Raw genomic sequence first — 19,814 nt, 5'->3', positions numbered from 1 at the left:
CGCGTCGAGTTGCGGCGCGGAGATCGTGGACAGTCCTGAGCAGCTGTCCGAGGCGCTGCGCATGGTCGCACCGGGCAGCGTGATCGAGCTGGCACCCGGAGAATACGGCGCCGTCAGGCTGGACGGGATCGAAGGGCTAAACCTGACTGCAGCGCAGCCGGACGATCCGCCGGTTTTGAGCGAACTGGTCGTCACGAACAGCGCCGACATCACGTTCGAGCATCTCGTCCTCGACTATCGCGCCGCCCACGACGCGCCCCTGTGGCACCGCATGGTCGAGGTCCGGAACGCGACGGGCATCTCTTTCCACCGCGTCTTGTTCGACGGCGATCTGGCCAAGGGCGGAGCGCCGGAGGATCTGAGCCGCCCCACCGGCACCGCGCTCACCATCCGCGACAGCCAAGACGTCACGATCCGGGACAGCGAGTTCCGCAGGTTCGAGCGCGGCATCGTCCTGTCCGGCAGCGACGACATCGTCATCCGCGACAATCACCTGCATCGCCTGCGCCATGACGGCATCACGATGGCTGCCGTGCGCCACGTCCGGATCGAGGGCAATCGCATCGGCAACTTCGACCGCCCGCCCGCCTCGGCCGATCACCCCGACATGATCCAGATGTTCTCGACGGGCACCGATCGCCCCTCCGAGGACATACGGATCACGGATAACCTGCTCCTGTCCGGCCACGGGCTCTGGACCCAGTCGATCCACCTGCGCAACGAGCGGGTGGACCAGGGCGAGGCCGGTTCCGAGATGTTCTATCGCGACATCGAGATCTCGGGCAACGTGATCGCCAACGCGCATCTGAACGGCATCCTGGTGGGCGAGACGCAGGGCCTCGTGATCCGGCGCAACACGCTGATCCGCAACGGCCGCTCGGCCGGGCCAAATTTCTCCGAAGCACTCGCGACCCCGATCATCCGCGTGGCTCCGGCCGCCCGCGACGTGGTGATCGAGGACAACGTCACGCCCGTCCGCCTCCACCCCGAGGGGCGCGACTGGCGGGTCGAGGGCAACATCGCTCTGGGCGTCGCCGGGTACGACAGCGCCCTCGTCGATGCGCGGACGGGCGATCCACTGGACGTCACCTCGTACGCCTACCGCGCAGACGGACCCTTGGCTGGAAGGGGACTCGGCGCCCCTGCCCTCGAGCCTGTCCCATGACGCTCGCCCGGGTCACGCTCTGCCTGCTGGTCGTGGCAGTTCTGACGCCCGTTCACATGGCGATCGGCGGCGTCCGGCTGACCCCGTACCTTGTCGTAGCCGCGCTGGTCCTGCCGTTCCTGCTGCTCCGCTGGGTCGCGGCGGGTCCGCGCATGCGCGCGCCTGATGTTTTCATCGTGGCACTTCTTCTGTGGCAGGGACTCACCATCGGCCGGCTTCACCCCGAACGGGTGGCGGAGTTCGCGGGTCAGCAGACCTTGTTCACGCTCTGCGCCTACGCTGCCGGACGCGTGCTGGTACGGTCGGCTGATGACTTTGCGGCCCTGCTCAAGCTCCTGCTGACCTGCGCGCTCATCAGCCTTCCCTTTGCCCTGTACGAGGCGACGGCCGACGTCCCGCTGATCCTGCACATGATCGCGAGGACCCCCTTCACCACCTTCGCCGAGAACGATTATGCCGCGCGCCTCGGCCTTCACCGGGCGCAATGGGTATTCAGCCACCCGATTCACTACGGCCTGTTCTGCGCATTCCTGCTGTCGCCGGTGCTCTTCGGCCTCGGTTGGGTCCGCCCCGCCCGAGGCGCCGCAGCCGCCGCGCTGTCGGTCGGGTGCCTCCTTTCGGTGTCCAGCGGAGCCGTGTTATCGGTGGCCCTTCAGATCGTGCTGGCCCTCTGCCACCGAGGCGCCGCACTGGTGGGGCAACCGTGGCGCATCGTCATCGCGACCGGTGCACTGTTCTACCTCGCCATCGAGATCGTCAGCACCCGCAGCGCCTTCACGGCCGTCAGCACTCGCCTGGCCATCGACACCCAGACCGCCGAGTTTCGCACGCTCATCTGGCGCTTCGGGTCCGAGCAGGTGGCCCGTACGCCGCTATTCGGCAACGGCTACCGTCCTTGGGCACGCCCGGTCTGGATGACGGACAGCGTGGACAATCACTGGCTCCAGCAGGCCATGCAGCACGGTCTTCCTGCCACGAGCCTTCTGATCGCCGCGCTCGTGACGGCGCTTTGGCATGTAAACCGTGCCAGCGCGCCCGATGAAGGGATGCGCTTCGGCTGGACGCTGTTCGTCGCCGGTTTCGCGTTCAGCGCCTCCACAGTGGCGATCTGGGGCGAGATCCAGGTGATCTTCATGCTGCTCTTTGGCGCCGGCCTCTGGATGGCACCCGAGCCCGCCTTGGCCACCCGTAGCCCTTGGCGCTTCACCCGCACTCTGCCCGAAAGGTCCGTCCTTGCCCCAGCCTGACGTGACCGTGATCGTGGTCAGCTACAACACCCGTGCGCTCACCCTCGCCTGCCTGCGTACGCTGCACGAGACGACGGAAACCCCGTTCCACGCCATTGTCGTGGACAACGCGTCGCGGGACGGCTCGGCCGAGGCCATCGCCACGGCGTTCCCCAAGGTCGAGCTGATCGCGCTTGAGGGCAATATCGGCTTCGCGGCAGCAAACAATCTCGCGGCGGAACGCGCACAGGGTGGCTGGCTGCTGCTGCTCAACCCCGACACCGAGTGCCATGCCGGCGCGGTCGACCGCCTGCTGGCGTTTTCGCAGGCACATCCGGACGCCGGGATCACCGGAGGCCGGACCGTGTTTCCGGACGGATCGCTCAACATCGCCTCGTGCTGGCAGCGCAACACGCTCTGGTCCACCTTCTGCCGGGCGAGCGGCCTTGCCGCCGCCTTCCCCCGCTCGGACCTGCTGAACCCCGAGGCAATGGGTGGCTGGCAGCGCGATAGCGAGCGCGAGGTGGACATCGTCGTCGGCTGCTTCCTGATGATCCGCCGCAGCCTGTGGGACCGGCTTGGCGGGTTCGACCGGCGCTACTTCATGTATGGCGAAGAGGCCGACCTCTGCTTGCGTGCCCGCGCGCTGGGATACCGCCCGCGGATCACGCCCGAGGCACAGATCATGCACATGATCGGGGCCGCGGCGGACGCGCGGGTGGGCAAGTACGTTCAAAGCGCGCGCGCCCGCGCCACGCTGATGGCGGATCACTGGCCGGCGTGGCAGGTGCCGTTGGGGCGCGCTCTGCTGTGGCTCTGGGTCGGTGGACGTGCGGCGGGATTCGCGTTCCTCTCGCGGATCGACGCGCGCCAGCGGGCGCGGGCAGCGCTCTGGTCCGAGATGTGGTCGCGCCGCAGCGAATGGTTGGGCGGCTACGGATGAGCGACCCCGTCCACAAGCGCCGCCTCTCGCGCCCCCGCCGTTTTCTGCGGCTGATCTCTGGCATCCTCGACCCGCGCACGTGGGGCCACATGCTGAAGGTGGTGAACTACTACAACTACAGCCATGTGGCCGAGCTGCGCCGCGCGACGGTCGATCCGACGGCGAACATCTCGCCCACGGCGAGCTTTGCGAACGGCCAGAACCTTGGGATCGGGGCGCACACGACGATCGGCGCCGGGTGCCACCTGTGGGCCGGGCCGGGCAGCGCCCGCATCACCGTGGGCGAGGACACCATCTTCGGCCCCGACGTTATGGTGACGGCGGCAGGCTACCGCTACGCCGACGGCACGCCCGTCACGCGTCAGGCCATGGACGAAGCGCCAGTCGAAATCGGCGCCGATTGCTGGATCGGGCGCGGGGCGACGATCCTGGCGGGCACATCCCTGGGCAACGGCTGTATCGTGGGCGCCAACGCCTTGGTGCGAGGCCACTTCCCCCCCTGCAGCATCGTCGCGGGCGTTCCTGCCCGTATCGTGGGTACGCGCCGGATAGAGGGCACCAGCTAGGTCGCCGCGGCTTGCCGAGCGCCAGAGGAGCGGCTCGCCCGAAGCAGGTTCCGCGCAAGGCAGACGGTTGCAGCGAAGCACAGAGACGCCGCTAGCGGCCCTGCGCCGCTCCATACCGCGCCACAGGTCGCCGCCCCCGCGATACCAGCTGGAAAGCACGCGCCCAGCGGGACGCGGTGCCTGATCCCGACGAAGGCCGCAAGGCAAGCAAATGCCTCGAAGGCGGCCCCGATGCCAACGACGTCGCGCAGGTCACCGCCCTGCCACAGCATGATCGCCGCCGGCACAAGGCCGACCGCCCGCACCATATCGGCGCGCAACGAAACTCCCGCACGGCCGGACGCGAGCGCAACCGTTGTGGCGCCGCATCGGAATACCCGCAGCGCCTGCTCGACCGCGAGCCAGGCCAAAAGCCCTCCCAATGCGGCGAAATCCGGCCCGAGGATCGGCAGGACCAGCGGGCCCAGGCAAAACGCGCCCATGACCGACAGACCGGCCGCCGCGACGATCCCCGCCTCTACAGGTGCCGCAGCCATCGTGTCGCAGGAGGACCGCGACAGGAGTGGCAGGAACGCGCTTTGCACCGACCGGGCGAGGATCAGGGCCGGGGTCAGCGTCAGCGTCATGCCCATTGCAAAGAGGCCCAGTGTCTCAAGCCCCAAGCCGCGCGCGACGAGCAGCTTGTCGCCCTGGAACGCCGCGAACAGCACGACTCCCTGCAGCAGGATCGGCCAACCGAAGCGCACCACCTCGCCCCACGCCGACGCCTCGAAGCGGGCCCGGTAGGGCCTGCGCGACAGGACGTGGGAGACTGCGAGCGCGACACCCTCCTGCAGCACGAGCGAGACCAGCATGATCCGCCAGTCACCCAGCCAGAACGCGAGAGGGAAGACGACTGCAAGCGCCAGCACGGCAGGACAGAGCCCGACGAGGATCACCGGGCCATGTCGCGACGCCCGCATCTGGCGATGGATGTCCGCGTTGTGGAACCCGCGGATCAGCGGCGCGAGCGCGAGGGTGCGGAACGCCCAGGCGGCGTCCGTAGCGCCGAGGAATGTCGCGATCGGGCCCGCGGCGAGAAACAGAACCGCCGCTGCCAGAGCGCCTCGGGCGATTTCGAACCCGTGGACCGCGGCGAGCCAGTCCGCCTCCTCCCCGCGCGTGGAGCGCACGATCTGACTCGGCACGCCGATCTGCGTCCCCATTTCGACCAACGCCATGGCGATCGCAAAACTGACCGCCACGCCGTAATCCGCGGCCGGGACGAGCGCGGCCACAGCGAGGTTGCGCGCCAGCAGGCAAGCCGCCGTCCCGGCATGGCCGACCAGCAGGAACGCGGCGTTCATCAGCATGGCGGCTCTCCGTGTGACACGGATTTTCTCTACACTTGAAGACGTTAAGAGTTCGTTTTCCCTCGCCTGAATAGCGTGTGTCGGAGCCCTGGAGGAGCCGACCATGCATCGCGCAGCCGTCATCATCCCGCATTTCAACGACCCGATCCGCCTGATCCGCTGCCTTGAGGCGCTCGTCGCCGACGCACCTTGTGATGTGGAAATCGTTGTCGTCGACAACGGCTCCGCCGAGCCGCCCGAAGGACTCGCCGCCATGTTTCCCGGTGTCCGGTTCCTGTCCGAACCTCGATCCGGTGCCGCTCATGCCCGCAACCGCGGCGTCGCGGAAACCTGCGCCGAGCGGTTGCTCTTCCTTGACTGCGACTGCGTGCCCGATCCTGGCTGGATCGAGACCGCGCTGGCTTGCGGGCCGGACGCTGACATCGTCGGCGGCCGCGTCGCGCTCTTCGACGAGACGCCGCTCTTGCGGACCGGGGCACAGGCCTTCGAAGCCGTCTTCGCGTTCGACAATCGCCGCTACATCGAAAACGAAGGCTTCTCGGTCACGGCAAACCTGGTCACCACCCGTACCGTATTCACCGCCGTCGGCCCATTCCGCGACGAAGTTTCGGAGGACAAGGACTGGTGCCAGCGCGCCACGCGCCTGGGCTACCGCATCGCGTATGCCGAGACCCTCTCGGTCGCACATCCGACCCGCGCCGACTGGGCCGCCCTCGTCCGTAAGTGGCACCGGCTGACCGAAGAGGGGCACGCACTTTCGAACAAGACCGGACGGCGCATCTCTTGGATCGCACGTGCACTTGCGACCGGGCCCAGCGCCTTCGTCCACGCACCCCGCCTACTGCGGAAGGAGGGGCTGTCGGTTGCGGACCGGCTCGCGGGTCTCTCGGTCCTGTTCCGACTCCGTTGGCTCAGAGCGTGGTGGATGCTCAAGCAATCTGCGGGCCTTCCGATCTGAGACCCGGCTCAGAAGCCTTGGCCGCCGAATCGCCGCTCCAGCATGATTGAAAGCTCCGACCGGCGTGTCTCCTGCGATCGCCCCGGATCAAGGCGGCGGTGCTCAAGCTCTGCCGCCAGCGACCAGTCCGGAGTCAGGTCGCGCGAAAGGCGCGCCGAGGCCCGCATCCCGGCATCCGCGTCTGCTCCCGAGATCGGCTCGCGGTGAAACGTCCCGAGACCGAACTCGATCGATGTCAGGCGGGTCGAACGATGGTAAACGCTCAGATCCAGCCGAAGGTCGCTGATCTCGCCTCGCGACGGATCGTCGATCACTTGATGCCCGGCGTCCAGCACGAGACGGCTCTGCCGCGTCAGCCCCAGGCGCAGGTCGAGATCGCCGATCGGGAGGACGTCTCCGTCTGCCGTCTTGGCCAGTCCGACCTGCACGCCCATCGCACCCCCGCACGGCATCTCGCGCACCATCCCGACGCCGGTCTCCAGCCGGACGCCCTCGGGTGTAGTGCGGGCGCTGACGAGAGCTTCGTCCCGACCGCCGCGCCGCCGCGCCTGGAATGCAAGACCCAGCTCCTCATAGGTCGCGTCGGCACCGTAGAAACTGCGCCGATCGTGCGCGAGGCGCAGGGTCGCGCGGCGGGCTGGGCCCGGCGAAACGCCCAGCTCGGCCGCCAGCATCTGACCGCTAGCATCGCCGGGCGGCGAGTCCTCCTGAAAGGCCTCCCACGAGATCACCCAGTCAATCGGACCGCCTACCGTGCGCCCGAATTCCAGCCGGCTTCGCGTGGCGGATTGCGGCGCCGACAGAACCGCCAGAGGATCGAAGCCGCCCTCATCGAAGCGGTGATGTGACATCTCGAACGCTGCGATCCGCCCTCCGCTCCGGTCTGCGAAGGACAGCGTTGCCGCCCCGCTGGCGTCGCCCTCACCGTCGAGGTCGCCGGCAAGCCCCATGGTTAGCACACGGCCGGGCGAACGGCGCTCGGCTTGCATGTCGAATGCGGCCGCGATCCCAAGATCAGCGTTATGCGATGTGTTAACCGCAGACAGTCCGTGTGCGAGACCGAATGTGAGGTCTGTCGCTCCCTCCGCGGCGCTTGCCGCGCACAGGACCGCGACGAAGGCCAGACTGCGCATTGCGGCTACTCGAACAGACGGCGCGTCGGAACGATGAGGGTGTCGCCATCCGCGACAGGCAGCTGCCCGTCAGCGCTCTGCCCCCGCTCGAACGCGTGGTAGTTCAACGCATAGACCGCTGCTTCCCCGCCATTTGCGCGGCGCAGCTGGAGCCGCTTCGTCGCCGCGAACTCGCTGAACCCGCCGACCGTCGCCAGGACTTGGAGCACGGTCGTCCCTGGTTCGACCTCAATCCGGCCGGGGCTCACTACCTCGCCCATGACGAACACGCTCAGGGTCTCTTCCGGCACGGGTCCAGACCGTGCCGCGACACTTGGCGCAACGGATGCCAGACCCACGAAGACCGTCGGGCCAACCGCGAAGTCATCTGCAAGAGCCGCCGTTACTGCGGCACGAATCTGGTCGACGGAGCGCCCCCCGGCCGTAACGCCACCGACGAAGGGCAGGTGAACCCGCCCGTCCGGCGTGACCAACGCGTTTCGGTTCATCGACGGATCTTCCACGACTTCGACCCGCAGGGTGTCGCCCGGTCGCACGAGATAGTCACTCGCCGCAACAGGAGCGGCGAGCGCAAGGGCGAGCATCAGCGATGCAAATCGTTTCGCGAGCAGCATGGCAGGAACTCCTTACCCGAAGGTTTCCTGCCGAATGCCCCACCCATGGTTAACACTTCGTTGCGCCCGCCTTGGGACCGCTCTTAACGCGATCTTCACCAGAAGTGTCGAGATTGCGCATAACGCCTTCTTCAACGGGCCTGATCGAAATGTCTCCAGTGCGGCAACCGACCCCGGTCGACCTCGGCTATATCTTTGCGACTCTGCGCTTCCGGTGGCGCTGGATTGCTCTGCCGATCATCGGATTCTCGGGCTTGGGACTGCTTGCCTCCCTCTATTCGGAAGAGCGCTACGTTTCGAAGGCGACGCTCCTGATCGAGCCGCCCCGCGTTTCGAACGGCGGCACCGACGCAATTCTCACCCAGGAGATCGAGACATTGCGGCTGGTGGAGCAATATGCGCTGTCGGATGCCGTTCTTGCCGATCTCGCTGCCGACCTCGGCGCGCTCGACGAGAAACCCGAGGACTTGCGCGAACGCATCGAGATCACGACCAGCGGGGGCCCCGGCCGTGGTGCGCCCGGCGCCCCTATCACGGTCGAGATCAGCTTCACCGCACCCAAAGCCGAAATGTCCAAGCGTGCGTCAAGCGAGATCGTCGCCTACGTGCTATCGGAACATACTGCGCGCCGCGCCGGCTTGGCGGACGGAACGCTCCAGTATTTCTCCCGCGAAACGGACCGCCTTGCCGCAGATCTTGCCAAGGCAGAGGGCGAACTCCGCGACTTTGAACGGCAAAACCAGCCTTCGCTGCCAGAAGCGCTTTCGTTTAGCCGCATGCAACGCGCGGAGATGCGCAGTCAACTGATGCAGATTGACCGCGACCGTGCGGAACTGGAGGCAGAGCTTGTCGGTCTAGCCGCAGGCGGGGGGCTGACCGCTCAACCTGGCGCATCGGACCAGCTTGCGAAGCTGCGCTCCGAGCGGGCTGCACTTGCAGCGGTGCTCTCCCCCGGCAATCCACGCCTCATTGCGCTCGACGCGCAGATTCAAGCCATGGAAGCGGAACCAGCTGCCGGTCCGACTCCAGGCGCGGAACCTGAGCTGCAAAGCCGTCTCTCGGCTCTGGCAGTTCAGCGGGAAGACATGGCCGCCGAGATCCACTCTCTCTCGCTCGCAATCGAAGAGACACCGCGCATTGCAAGCCTACTGGCCGCTCTGGAGCGCGAGGTCCGCGCGGCAGAGCGAAATTATGAGACAGCTCTCGCCCAGAGGGTCGCCGCCGAGACAGGCGCACAGGTCGAGCACATGAGTGCGGACAGCCGGATCGCCGTCCTTCACCCCGCCACATCACCGGAGCAGGCGAGCAGTCCCGGGCGAGCGACTCTTGCATGGCTCGGAGCCGCTTTCGGATTTTTCGCCGGCCTATTTCTGACGGTCGCCCGCGAGATGTTCGACACGACCATCAGGCGTCCCGCCGATCTGCGAGACGCAATAGGTCTCGACCCATTCGCCGTGCTCCCGATGTTGGCGCCGACAAGACGAAAGGGCCTGAGACCATCATTCCCGTTGAGGTTCGCAAGGATAGGCTGATGCAGACCGAAGCCATTCGAGATGATGCGCCCCGCGTGTCCAAGGAGCCTGTGCCGCTTCGGGACGGCGGCTCGGCGTGGAGTCATCTACCGCCAGTTGCGCTCGACAGCGAAGCGCTACGCGCGAACGCCATCTTTGCGCGGCGCAGCTGCCTCCAATCGCGCCCCATCGATACGCTACGGACGCGGGCACGCCAGAAAATGCATGCTGCTGGATGGCGCCGTCTGGCGATTTGCTCGCCCAGGTCCGGGGGCGGAGCATCCATCGTCGCGATCAACCTCGCCTTCTCCTTCGCCCGGCGGGCCGAGGATCGCATCGTGTCTATCGAGGCGAACCTCGCGGCGCCAAGTCACCAGCGCTTGCTATCTCAACCGCCCCGTGACCTCTCAGCAGTTCGAATGTTCGAGGGACGCGAGGGCTTCGGGGAAGTTGGTGTTCGTGCGGGGCGTTCTCTGGCCATGGCCTTCGCAACCCATCCGCGCGACGACCAATCAGACATACTGCAAGCGTCGACCCTTCCCACCGCACTCGACCGGCTGGAGGCCGAATTTGCTCCGTCCTTCACCGTGTTCGACGCCCCACCTCTTCTAGAGGGGGACGCCGCCCTGTCACTCTTGGAGCATGTGGACTGCGCCCTGATCGTCGCGCCCGCCGACCGTGTGACGCGGGACGAGATCGACCTGGCCGAACGCTTGGCTTCGGAACAGACCAACCTGATTGGCATCGTCCTGAACGGGTGCCGCTTTGCCTGATCAGACCGGTAGCGGAATTCCGGCCGCGAGCCATGACCCGATCGCGGTGGAACCTGGCCCCTCTTCTCGAATGTATGGCGCGGCAGTCTGACCCGAAACCGAGTAGAATGGCTGGCCGAGTGCCGCGACATTCCCGTCTGTCGACCCAACGTACCACGCGGACATCCGGTCCACGCCACCAGTAAATCCGTTGCTGCCTCCGGTCAGGAACTGAAGGTTGCGGTTCGTCTCGAACGTTGAGGCGTTCGGCACGATTGCCAGATCTTCGGCCGGCAAACCATCTTTCCACAAGCGCACGCGGCGTGCGGCGAGGTCGATGCACAGGACGAGATCTACAAGGACACCGAGCGTCAACACGGTCTGCATGGCAGGAACCGAGATCACGCCGCCGGCATCCATCATCAGTAGACGCATCTTTCCGTCGGGCAGGCGCTGAAGCGTCGCCCGAGCACCTTCGACGCCCCCCAGATCCTGCGATACGCTCCCGAGCGTCGGGCGCACGCGCCAGTGCCACGTGATCGCCGAAGTACCGGTCGGGATGCGCGCCTTGTCCCGGAAGATCACGTCGCCAGATGACGCAAATTGCGCCGCGGCGGACAACGTCGACCGGATCTCTTCCTGGTTTGGCATAGGCGCCACGGCCACGCCCTCGACCCCGGACAGTCCGACCACGGCGAGCGGCAAATCTTTCCAGATGGCGATGAACTCGTCGTCCGGTGCGGCAACGACCCCGGACGCGCCCCCCAATCCGTAGTCGAGCCGGGTCGTCCCGTCGAACGTTCCGGTATTGGGGTAGACACGGATGCGGCCATCAACCACTTCCGTATTTTCGGCCGGTTCCCCGTTGATCCAGAAGCCTGCCAGCTCGCGGACGTGGGGCGCGTCGAAGGGCGAAGGTTCGCCTCGCTCAAGCCGCGTCGTGGACAGTCGCGGAGTCCGGCCCAGCAAATCTTCCCACCATAGATCGACGTACTCCTCGGTCCACTCGGCGCGGTTAAGCACCGGTACTTCGGCGGAAACACGACCAAGCGCGTAAAGAGCCGCAACTGCCGAATGGCGCGCCCGAGCCGGCAAGCCGTCGTCGGAATAGGCTGAAGGATGCGCCGCATCGGCCCAGTTGACCCAAGTGTTCGGATCAGGGTCATAGACCTCCGCATACCGGGTACCGTCCCAGGTAGTCGCCGTAGTCGGGGTTCCGTTCTGATACAGCAGGATCTCCGGTCCCTTGGGCCGCATGATCGGCGCAAGCTGCGCATCGGCCACCATGGCGCGGATCGACATCCGCGTATCCTGCTTCTGCGCGCGAAGCGCAGGCACATACCGCCCCTCGGCGTCAATCAAGAAGTCCTCGAAGCGATGGGGTCCGTGGAACGCCAGTTTCGTCACTGCGGCATCGAACAGAGCCGCTGCGCGCTTCTGCCCGGTCAGATCCCACAGGAAGTGGTCGATCCGGTAGGGCGTCCCGCCATCGCTCATCACGTCGCCCACGGGGAACGCGGTACCGTCGACAAGGGCGCCGGAATAGACGGGCTGAAACCTGACGCGGAAATTGTCGGCCGGCGCGCTGTCCGAGGCTGTCCATGTGTCCATCACCACGCCGACATCGCTGCCATACGCCCGCACGATCTCAACTGCATCTGCAAGCGTCGCCTGCCAATCGCGGTCCAGGTTGCTGTCGTCGACAAGTGCGGTGCGGCTGGTGCCTTGCTCTGTTGCATCGATGAGCAGTAACGGCTCCCCCGGCGCGTTCTTGGTGAAGACCGAGGCGAAATGCGCCATCGAAGCCGTCAACGGTGCGGTCTGCGTGACGGGAACGATTCCGTTCGCAGTGAACGCGGCACCGGCGCCGTGATCCTTCCATGTCAGGACGAACAGACCGTCATCGGCGAACGCCGGAACGCTCTGATACCGGCGGTCGTCGAAGATCGGATTGAACATCCGCGAATCTTCGGACTGACCGATCAAGCAAACGATGTGCCCGACAAGGAACTCATCCGCCATCCGGGTGATCATCGTCTCGCCCGCGACGCGCAGTTCCGCCCGCAGCCTTTGCGCGTTGCGGGTCGCCGCCGGAAAAGCGCCCGCCCAGGCTCCGCCGGCAACGGTTGCAATCGTCGCCCAGGGATGAACCTCGCTCCCGTCATGGGACCGGACGATTCGCGCCTCGATCTGAGACCCGTCCGCAGCATCGGTCGTGCCCGACAAGGGAATGTCCGCAGCGTTCGCACCGCGGGCCGCGCCCGAATCGAAGATGACCGGAGTGCGGCCGAAGGACGACGCCGTCACGGATCTGATGATCCGGCCCGCCTGCCTTGGCCCAGGAGGGAAGGATGGGGCGGAGATTGCTGTACCGAGGCTGATATCCATGGCGAATTCCCTTGGTTGGACGCGGCGTGGAGAATTGGCGCGGTCACCCGCGCCGGCCGGCCGATCAGAAGAGGCCGCGGATTCCTGCGGCGTCCGTGCCGGTGAACCACACCCGCTTGGCCCGGACAGGGAACGCGATGCCCGCCGCGATGAAGAGCGTCTCGGTGGTCCCGGACACCGTCGTGATGCGAACATTGCCAGTATTCGACACGTTGATGGCCCTTGTGGCGTAGGGCAGGTCGACGTTGTCGTCCGGTACGATCGAGGTGATCGACTCGGCAGGTGAAGACAGACCCGGCATGTGGCTGGAGAAGGTGTCAGTCATGATGAACCTCGTTGACGGCTGATTTCGTTCGCCACGGGGTATGCCGCCGTCTACGTTAATGCGGCGTGGCACCACCGCACGGTGCCCATCCTTCGCCAGTCCTGCCGCGCCTATGGCGCCAGAATACCTAACGCGGGGCCGGGTTCAGGCCCTTGTTGTAAGGATGCCAATCCTGAATCTCAGGATAGAACTGGCGACGCCACGCCTTCACCCGTGGGTTCATGATGCGCTTCCAGAGCGGCGGGATCATCGCCGCGGCTGTCATCACCGGGTAGGCGGCGGGTAGTTGTGGAGCTTCGTCCTCGCCGTAGGTCTGCAGCAGCGGGAATCGGCGGTCCGGTTTGAAATGGTGGTCCGAGTGGCGCTGTAAATTGATCAGAAGCCAGTTCGATGCCTTGTTGCTTGCGTTCCACGAATGTCGCGGGCGCACATGCTCGTATTTCCCCGCGCCCAGGTGCTTCCGCGTCAGTCCGTAGTGCTCGACGTAGTTGACCAGTTCGAGCTGCCAGATCGCCACCCCGGCCTGGAACAGCAGCAGTGCAACCCCTTCCCACCCGCCAAGAAGGAACGCCAGCAGCAGGAACGCTGCCTGGAGCGCCCAGTAGCGCCAGAAGGGATTACGCCGGTCCCACCACGGCCGGTTCTTCCGCGCGAGCATCGCCGCTTCGGCCTCGAATGACGAGATCAGGCTCTGGCGCAAGACGCGCGGATAGAAGCGGTGGAACCCCTCGTTATATCGCGCCGTCACCGGGTCGCGGGGCGTACCGACATAGCGGTGATGAACCAGCAGGTGCTCGGATCGAAAATGCGAGTAGAAGACCATCGCGAGCAGCAGATCGGCCAACCATCGCTCCGCCCGGTTCCGCTGGTGCATCAACTCGTGCGCATAGTTGATCCCGATCGTGCCAGTCAGGACGCCGACACCGAAGAAGACGCCCACCTTCTCCCAGAACGCGTAATCGGCACGAGGAACGTACCAGATCAGGCCGAAGGTCCACAGCAACTGGAGCGGGAACCACATCAGCGTTATGAGGCGGAACCAGAACAGCTGCGCATCGGGCGTCGAAGTATCCTCGTTCGCCTCGTTCAGCCCGACGAAGCCATCGACGATGGCGAAGAGCCACCACGCCGACGCGGGGACCAGCAGCACCCACGATCCGCCCTGCGCCACCGCGACGAGCGACACCGGCAGAAACCCGAGCGATAGCCAGAAGGGCAGCGCCTTTGCAAAGCCGGTCATCACGTTCTAGTCCCGTACCTACCCCAATGATCAGCCTACGCGCCCGGGTGACGCCGCTCAACGGGCGGAAACGTCGGCGTCGCGATGTCATACGCTTTGCGCATCACGGTCGGCAGGTCCGACGGGCGGAACCTGTCGGCCGCCAACCATACTCCACTCCCCGGCGGTGCGTCCGTCTCGGTCGCCATGATCGTCAGGATCAGTTGAAAATGCGTGAAGGTATGCCGCACCTCGCCCACCTCCTGCCATTCTGCCGCGACCGGGGGCACATGATCCGGCACCACCGCCGCCCATTCCGACCCCGGCCACCCCAGCATCCCGCCGAGAAGCCCCTTCTCGGGCCGCGTCTCCAGCAGCCATGCGCCGTCCGGCCTTCGGGCAAGATAGGCGACCCCGTGGCGCACCGGCTTGGCCGCTTTCGGCGCCTTGCGCGGCAGTTCGGCGGCGATCCCCTGCGCCCGCGCCGCGCAATCGGCCATCCAGGGACAGATCCCGCATGCAGGGCTGCGAGGCGTGCAGATGGTGGCGCCCAGATCCATCACGGCCTGCGCATAGTCGCCAGGTCGCTCCGTCGGCGTCAGCGTCTCCGCAAGCGAGGCCAGCTCTTTCTTCGCCCCTGGAAGAGGCGCCTCAACGGCGAAGACCCGCGCCATCACGCGCTCGACATTGCCGTCCACGACTGCCTCTGGCTGGTCGAAGGCAATCGCCGCGACGGCGGACGCGGTGTAGGGGCCGACGCCCGGCAGGGCGAGCAATCCCTCGCGCGTCTCAGGGAAGGAGCCGCCCAACTCGCCCGCTACCATGCGCGCGCATTTCAGCAGGTTCCGCGCCCGCGCGTAATAGCCTAGCCCCGCCCATTCTCCCATCACCTCCGCATCCTCGGCCGCGGCCAGGTCGCCAACGCTCGGCCAAAGCGCGGTGAACCGGCGGAAATATTCGCGAACCGCCGCCACCGTCGTCTGCTGTAGCATGACCTCGGACAGCCACACGCGGTAGGGATCGGGCCGCACCCCCGCCGCCCGCGCGGCGGGGCCGACCCGCCACGGCATCACGCGCGCGTGGGCGTCGTACCAGGCCAGCAGCTCTCCGGGATCGGGCGCGTCACGCATCTTTTATGGCCTCCCCTCGTATCTGGGCTTTCCCCGCCCGCGCCAACGCATAGATTGGCCGCGATGAACCAGAGCCAGACGCCATATCGTCGCAAGTTCCGCAAGGGCCCCGTCCGGGCCGCGACGCTGGTCGAACGCGACATCCGCCGCGTCGGCGAAAGCCGGGGCTTTGCGGTCTCGCGCCTTCTGACCCATTGGGAAGAGGTCGCCGGCCACGAGATGGCCGCAATCTGCCGCCCCGTGGACGTGTCCTTCTCGCGCGGGGGAATGGGTGCTACATTGACGGTTCTCACCACCGGCGCGCAGGCTCCGATGCTGCAGATGCAGGTCGAGACGCTGCGCCGCAAGGTAAACGCCTGCTACGGCTACGACGCGATCCGGCGCATCCACATCACTCAGACGGCACCCTCGGGCTTCGGCCCGCAGGCGCCCGCACGCACCGAGGTTGCAGCTCAGCCCGTCGACCCCGTTGCCCGGTCCGAGGCTGCCTCGGTCACCGATCCAGACCTGCGCGCCGCTCTTGAACGACTTGGCACAAACGTGCGCTCCGACCGATTCAGAAAGGGACATCCATGAACAAGATCACTTCCGTCGCCGCTGCGGCCGCAATCGTCGCAGGCGGAGCTTGGTACCTGCAGAGCTCCGGCCCCGAGACTTCCGGCATGACGCCCTTCGCCCCCGCCCAGGCGCAGGAAGCCGACACCGAGGCACAGGCCGAGGGCGAGGGCGAGGGCGAGGGCGAGGGCGAGACCGTCGAAATCCAGGAAATGTCCCTCGGCAACCCTGACGCCGACGTCCAGGTCATCGAATATGCCTCTTTCACCTGCCCGCACTGCGCCAATTTCGCCGAAACGGTCTATCCTGAGCTGAAGTCGAACTACATCGACAGCGGCCAGATCGAGTTCATTAACCGCGAGGTCTATTTTGACCGCTATGGCCTGTGGGCCGGGATGGTCGCACGCTGCGATCCCGACAAGTATTTCGGCATCGCCGACCTGATCTACGAGAAGCAGCGCGAATGGACGCAGGGCGAGCCCGCCGAAATCGCCGAGAACCTCAAGCGCCTCGGCAAGACGGCCGGTCTGTCGGAGGAGCAATTGGACAGTTGCCTGTCGGACGGCGCGAAGGCCGAAGCCCTCTACGCGACGTTCCAAGAGAACGCCGAGGCGGACGACGTGACCTCCACGCCGACCTTCATCATCAACGGCGAGAAGTATTCGAACATGGGCTACGACGAGTTCTCGTCAATCCTGGACGAAAAGCTCGCCGAGACCGACGAAGAGGGCTAAAGCCCCAACCCGGCCAGCCGCGCCTCCAGGGGCGCGGCATCGTCGATCTGAAGGCGCACAGGAAGCGTCAGGACGGACCGTCGGAAGGACGCGGGCAAACGCACCGCGTCCTTCTCCGTTGTGACAAGCTGCGCATTCGCCGCCGCCGCGTCCCGCGCCAACCGATCGAGCAGCGCCGGGACGAACGCTTGGTGGTCGTCCAGCGGAACCCGCGCGACCACGTTTGCGCCAAGGCTGTCCAGCGTCTCGAAGAACTTCGCCGGCCGCCCGATCCCGGCGAAGGCGAACACGCGCAGCCCCTCCCACGGCATCCCCGTCGGCAGCGGAGCAAGCCGCCCGGTCATCAGCGGCACCTCGACACGACTGCCCCAGGCGGCGCGAAACACCTCCTGCGCGGCAGGATCACCGATCGCCAACACCATGTCCGCCCGGGCGAGGCCGGTCGAGACAGGCTCTCGCAAGGGACCCGCGGGAAGAACACGGCCATTGCCGAAGCCGACCGCCGCATCCACGACGACGAGCGACAGATCCTTCTCGACCGCCGGGTTCTGGAACCCGTCATCCATCACCACGACCTCGGCCCCGTCGGCAACCGCAGCCTGCGCGGCGGCCGCACGATCGGGCGAGACATGGACCGGCGCAAACTGCGCCAGCAGAAGCGGCTCGTCCCCCACCTGGTCCGCACGGTGTCCCGCGGGATCGACCCGCACGACGCCGTTGACCCGCGCACCATACCCACGACTGATCACATGCGGCCGACGCCCTTTCGCCATGAGCCGCATCAGCAGGTCCATCACCGCCGGCGTCTTTCCTGTCCCGCCAACATTGATGTTCCCGACGCAGATCACCGGCACGTCCAGCCGCTTCCCGGTCCGCGCCACGCGCCGCGCCGTGCCGGCCGCATAGACCGCGCCAAGAGGCGTCAGCGCGCGTGCCGCGAATCCCGGCTTCTCTGGCGGAGCGGACCAGAAGCGCGGCGGTCTCATCAGGCCGGGATCCCGGCGAGCGTGTCATCCAGAAGCTCGACCAGATAGGCCGAGGCCTCGGCCCCCGCGCTGGTCGCCTGCCATCCTCGCGCGGCGCGCTTGGCAGCCTCCGCAGGGTTCAGGAACTTTTCGACTGCCTCGCCCAGGGCGTCGGCATCCCGCACGGTCCAGGTCGCGCTTACATCGCGCAGCGGTTCGAGGTCGGCCGCCTGCGCGCCCAGCCGCGGCCCATGGATCACCGCCGACCCGAGCGAGGCGGGAACCTGCGGGGACATCCCCGCCCCCTGTCCCAAAATCGAGCCGCCGAGGTAGGTGATCGGCGACAGCCGCAGCCACAATCCGGTCCGGCGTCCGGGTCGGCTTGCAACGACCTGCGTGTCCGCCTGGATCTGATTCGCGTTCTCGCACCAGCACCATTGCCACCCATCCGCATCCAGCCGCGTGTCGATCTTCGGGTCCGACGTGGACAGCACGAGCACAAGGCGATGCGCCATACGCGACGCCCTGCGGTGCGCCGCAAGAACGAGTGCCGTCTCTTCCGGCCCGGCATCCGCGGCGAACCAGACCGGGCGGGTCGCGAGCCGCTCGGACATGGCCTCCATCTCGGTGGCGTTCGTCGACGGCGGCACAGGTGTCTTCGAAAGCGGCCCCACGACTTCGAGCGTAGGGCCAATACGAGGATCAGGCGCCCGCGACAGAACTGCATCGAACCGGGACATCTCTTGCACCAGAGCGCTGGCTTGCCGCGCAGGATCCACGTCCGCGGCAAAAAGCGGGATTCCCCGGGACAAGGCCTCGGACCAGACCGCGGGGAAGGTGTCGCCCCCAGAGAAGATCGCGAGGTTCGGCGACCAGTGGTCGAGGAACGCGCGCGCGGCAGCCGTGGCATCGGGCGGCGGTGCCGCCGTCAAGTCCGGATGGCCGCCCTGCCCCGTCGTCACGAAGCGCAGGTCAGGATGCGTGCGACGCAGCCGCTCGAGCACGAAACGCACGCCTGCCGAAGATACGCCCGTCCCGAAATGCGCCCAGATCAGCCGCCCCTCGGGGCGCCCCGGCGGCGCCATCGCGGGACGCGGCCGCCGCGCCAGATCGCGCGCGGCCGCCAGGCGGTGGCGCAAGAGGGTCAGGGAAAAGCCCGCCATGGCGGTGGCTTACTCGCCGAGCTCCTCGGTGGCCGAGGCAGCGGCCTCTTCGTCGCGCAGGCGGTGAATATGGGCGATGTAGTAGCGCATATGGGCGTTATCGACGGTCTTCTGCGCCCAGGTCTTCCACGCGTCAAAGGCCGATTTGTAGTCGGGGAACATGCCCACGATGTGGATGTCGGACACGTCCTTGAAGACGTTGCGAGACGGTTCGACGAGCTCTCCGCCGAAAACGAGGTGCAGGCGCTGGGTCATGGGCATCTCCTTTACGCCACCGTGTATAACGACAGGCGTTCTTCCTCAATGCGCGGGGCGCAGCCGAACGCCCTTGGCTGGTCAGTCGATGCGCAGGGCGATGACGCCGCGCGTCAGTGGATCGAAGCCGCAGGTGTAGGACACGAGGCGAAGCCCGCCGTCCGGCTCGGCCACGCGGGCTCCATCCCCTGAATAAGCGATCGCCAGAGGCGCACCTGGATGCCAGGCGTACGCATCGAAGTTCTGCGAAGCATAGCCGGGAACCCATTGGAGGTGCTCTCCCCCTTGCCGCGTCATCTCTGCCCGGCACGCCAGCACGGCGGCATCGTGGTGCAAGTTACCCCAGCAGGAGAGTTGTTCTTCGCAGGCCACCGCCGCGCTGCCCGATGTCCCCTTGCTCCAGACGCTCGCGCTGGATGTTGCATTCGCGCTGGCCGCCCTGAGCAGCGGCGTGTCCGTCGCGACCTGAGACCAGAACGCCGCCACACACAGCAGTACCACCGCGGTCACGCGTGTAGCCGTGCGCCCGATCCGACGGCCTTCATCTTCGCAGATCGGGCAGGCCTTGATCCGCCCGGAGCGCATGTTGACACACGTCTTACAGGTTACCGTCCTCATGAACCCCTCTTCCGAACCCGGTTCGCAACGCCCGGATGTCTCAAAATTAACGGTCCGCCGATCGCTGTAAAGTTGAAGAGTGCGTGTCTCATTAAATCACGAGGCGTTAATGAAGCCAAATCGGAAGCAATGGTGAGGACAGGCGCCAACTGATCGCTATTCGGACCACTAGGTCATGTTGACAAACGGCGGAGCCAGAGGCGGATCGAAGTGATGTCGATGAATCCCGGGAAGCTCTCCGC

Annotated in this window: 20 protein-coding genes; 9 read left to right on the top strand and 11 right to left on the bottom strand. The window is 66.4% G+C overall.

Features of this window, described 5'->3' with window-relative positions; genetic code table 11:
* The first annotated feature begins 25 nt into the window (after positions 1-25).
* The 4 genes from ACFDS3_RS11210 to ACFDS3_RS11195 are packed head-to-tail and all read left to right on the top strand — an operon-like array spanning position 26 to position 3,900.
* A complete protein-coding gene (locus ACFDS3_RS11210) occupies positions 26-1,165 on the top strand; it encodes a right-handed parallel beta-helix repeat-containing protein (protein ID WP_375262442.1) in 1,140 nt (379 codons plus the stop codon).
* A complete protein-coding gene (locus ACFDS3_RS11205; protein ID WP_375262441.1) occupies positions 1,162-2,412 on the top strand; it encodes an O-antigen ligase family protein in 1,251 nt (416 codons plus the stop codon). Before ACFDS3_RS11210 ends, ACFDS3_RS11205 begins: the two co-directional genes overlap by 4 nt.
* Complete coding sequence (locus ACFDS3_RS11200) at positions 2,399-3,334, top strand: glycosyltransferase family 2 protein (protein WP_375262440.1); 936 nt, start codon at positions 2,399-2,401, stop codon at positions 3,332-3,334. Before ACFDS3_RS11205 ends, ACFDS3_RS11200 begins: the two co-directional genes overlap by 14 nt.
* Positions 3,331-3,900, top strand: coding sequence for an acyltransferase (locus ACFDS3_RS11195; protein WP_375262439.1), 570 nt, complete (start codon positions 3,331-3,333; stop codon positions 3,898-3,900). Before ACFDS3_RS11200 ends, ACFDS3_RS11195 begins: the two co-directional genes overlap by 4 nt.
* Here ACFDS3_RS11195 and ACFDS3_RS11190 read toward each other — a convergent pair.
* Positions 3,897-5,252: an oligosaccharide flippase family protein gene (locus tag ACFDS3_RS11190; protein ID WP_375262438.1), complete on the bottom strand. Its 1,356-nt coding sequence runs from the start codon at positions 5,250-5,252 to the stop codon at positions 3,897-3,899. The two genes, ACFDS3_RS11195 and ACFDS3_RS11190, sit on opposite strands and share 4 nt — an antisense overlap.
* A 103-nt stretch (positions 5,253-5,355) precedes the next feature.
* On the opposite strand from ACFDS3_RS11190, the gene ACFDS3_RS11185 reads away from it, so the two are divergent.
* On the top strand, positions 5,356-6,210 hold the full coding sequence (locus ACFDS3_RS11185) for a glycosyltransferase family 2 protein (protein ID WP_375262437.1): 855 nt from the start codon (positions 5,356-5,358) through the stop codon (positions 6,208-6,210).
* Positions 6,211-6,218: 8 nt separating this feature from the next.
* Here the strand turns inward: ACFDS3_RS11185 and ACFDS3_RS11180 are convergent, their stop codons facing one another.
* Positions 6,219-7,160: a hypothetical protein gene (locus ACFDS3_RS11180; RefSeq protein ID WP_375262436.1), complete on the bottom strand. Its 942-nt coding sequence runs from the start codon at positions 7,158-7,160 to the stop codon at positions 6,219-6,221.
* Positions 7,161-7,348: 188 nt separating this feature from the next.
* The gene (locus ACFDS3_RS11175) at positions 7,349-7,957 is read right to left on the bottom strand and encodes a polysaccharide biosynthesis/export family protein (RefSeq protein WP_375262435.1); all 609 of its coding nucleotides are present in this window, start codon (positions 7,955-7,957) and stop codon (positions 7,349-7,351) included.
* Positions 7,958-8,115: 158 nt separating this feature from the next.
* Here ACFDS3_RS11175 and ACFDS3_RS11170 point away from each other — a divergent pair, with 158 nt between their 5' ends.
* Together ACFDS3_RS11170 and ACFDS3_RS11165 are read left to right on the top strand one after the other, a co-directional pair.
* Entirely contained in the window at positions 8,116-9,489 is a 1,374-nt protein-coding gene (locus ACFDS3_RS11170; RefSeq protein WP_375262434.1) for a GumC family protein, read from the top strand.
* On the top strand, positions 9,489-10,241 hold the full coding sequence (locus ACFDS3_RS11165; RefSeq protein WP_375262433.1) for a hypothetical protein: 753 nt from the start codon (positions 9,489-9,491) through the stop codon (positions 10,239-10,241). Before ACFDS3_RS11170 ends, ACFDS3_RS11165 begins: the two co-directional genes overlap by 1 nt.
* Here the strand turns inward: ACFDS3_RS11165 and ACFDS3_RS11160 are convergent, their stop codons facing one another.
* From ACFDS3_RS11160 to mutY, 4 genes are all read right to left on the bottom strand, one after another.
* Positions 10,242-12,527: a hypothetical protein gene (locus tag ACFDS3_RS11160; protein WP_375262432.1), complete on the bottom strand. Its 2,286-nt coding sequence runs from the start codon at positions 12,525-12,527 to the stop codon at positions 10,242-10,244.
* Between the two features lie 145 nt (positions 12,528-12,672).
* The gene (locus ACFDS3_RS11155) at positions 12,673-12,933 is read right to left on the bottom strand and encodes a hypothetical protein (protein WP_375262431.1); all 261 of its coding nucleotides are present in this window, start codon (positions 12,931-12,933) and stop codon (positions 12,673-12,675) included.
* A gap of 127 nt (positions 12,934-13,060) precedes the next feature.
* A complete protein-coding gene (locus ACFDS3_RS11150; RefSeq protein WP_375262430.1) occupies positions 13,061-14,173 on the bottom strand; it encodes an alkane 1-monooxygenase in 1,113 nt (370 codons plus the stop codon).
* A gap of 35 nt (positions 14,174-14,208) precedes the next feature.
* The gene (gene mutY, locus ACFDS3_RS11145) at positions 14,209-15,282 is read right to left on the bottom strand and encodes an A/G-specific adenine glycosylase (RefSeq protein ID WP_375262429.1); all 1,074 of its coding nucleotides are present in this window, start codon (positions 15,280-15,282) and stop codon (positions 14,209-14,211) included.
* 63 nt (positions 15,283-15,345) lie between these two features.
* Between mutY and ACFDS3_RS11140 the strand changes: the two genes are divergently transcribed.
* On the top strand, positions 15,346-15,858 hold the full coding sequence (locus ACFDS3_RS11140; RefSeq protein ID WP_375262428.1) for a DUF721 domain-containing protein: 513 nt from the start codon (positions 15,346-15,348) through the stop codon (positions 15,856-15,858).
* Positions 15,855-16,571 carry a DsbA family protein gene (locus ACFDS3_RS11135; protein WP_375262427.1) on the top strand — a complete coding sequence of 239 codons (717 nt, stop codon included), beginning with the start codon at positions 15,855-15,857 and terminating at the stop codon, positions 16,569-16,571. Before ACFDS3_RS11140 ends, ACFDS3_RS11135 begins: the two co-directional genes overlap by 4 nt.
* Here ACFDS3_RS11135 and lpxK read toward each other — a convergent pair.
* The 4 genes from lpxK to ACFDS3_RS11115 all read right to left on the bottom strand — a co-directional run bounded on the left by lpxK (position 16,568) and on the right by ACFDS3_RS11115 (position 19,572).
* Positions 16,568-17,557 carry a tetraacyldisaccharide 4'-kinase gene (gene lpxK, locus ACFDS3_RS11130; protein WP_375262426.1) on the bottom strand — a complete coding sequence of 330 codons (990 nt, stop codon included), beginning with the start codon at positions 17,555-17,557 and terminating at the stop codon, positions 16,568-16,570. The two genes, ACFDS3_RS11135 and lpxK, sit on opposite strands and share 4 nt — an antisense overlap.
* The gene (locus tag ACFDS3_RS11125) at positions 17,557-18,699 is read right to left on the bottom strand and encodes a hypothetical protein (protein ID WP_375262425.1); all 1,143 of its coding nucleotides are present in this window, start codon (positions 18,697-18,699) and stop codon (positions 17,557-17,559) included. The genes lpxK and ACFDS3_RS11125 overlap by 1 nt, the downstream gene beginning before the upstream one ends.
* Before the next feature lie 9 nt (positions 18,700-18,708).
* Positions 18,709-18,954, bottom strand: a complete 246-nt coding sequence (locus tag ACFDS3_RS11120; RefSeq protein WP_375262424.1) for a DUF4170 domain-containing protein — start codon at positions 18,952-18,954, stop codon at positions 18,709-18,711.
* Between the two features lie 81 nt (positions 18,955-19,035).
* Positions 19,036-19,572: a hypothetical protein gene (locus ACFDS3_RS11115; RefSeq protein ID WP_375262423.1), complete on the bottom strand. Its 537-nt coding sequence runs from the start codon at positions 19,570-19,572 to the stop codon at positions 19,036-19,038.
* Positions 19,573-19,814 lie beyond the last annotated feature (242 nt).

The organism is Palleronia sp. (assembly GCF_042089775.1).
Taxonomy (GTDB): domain Bacteria; phylum Pseudomonadota; class Alphaproteobacteria; order Rhodobacterales; family Rhodobacteraceae; genus Palleronia.
This window is presented reverse-complemented; position numbering and strand designations above follow the sequence as displayed.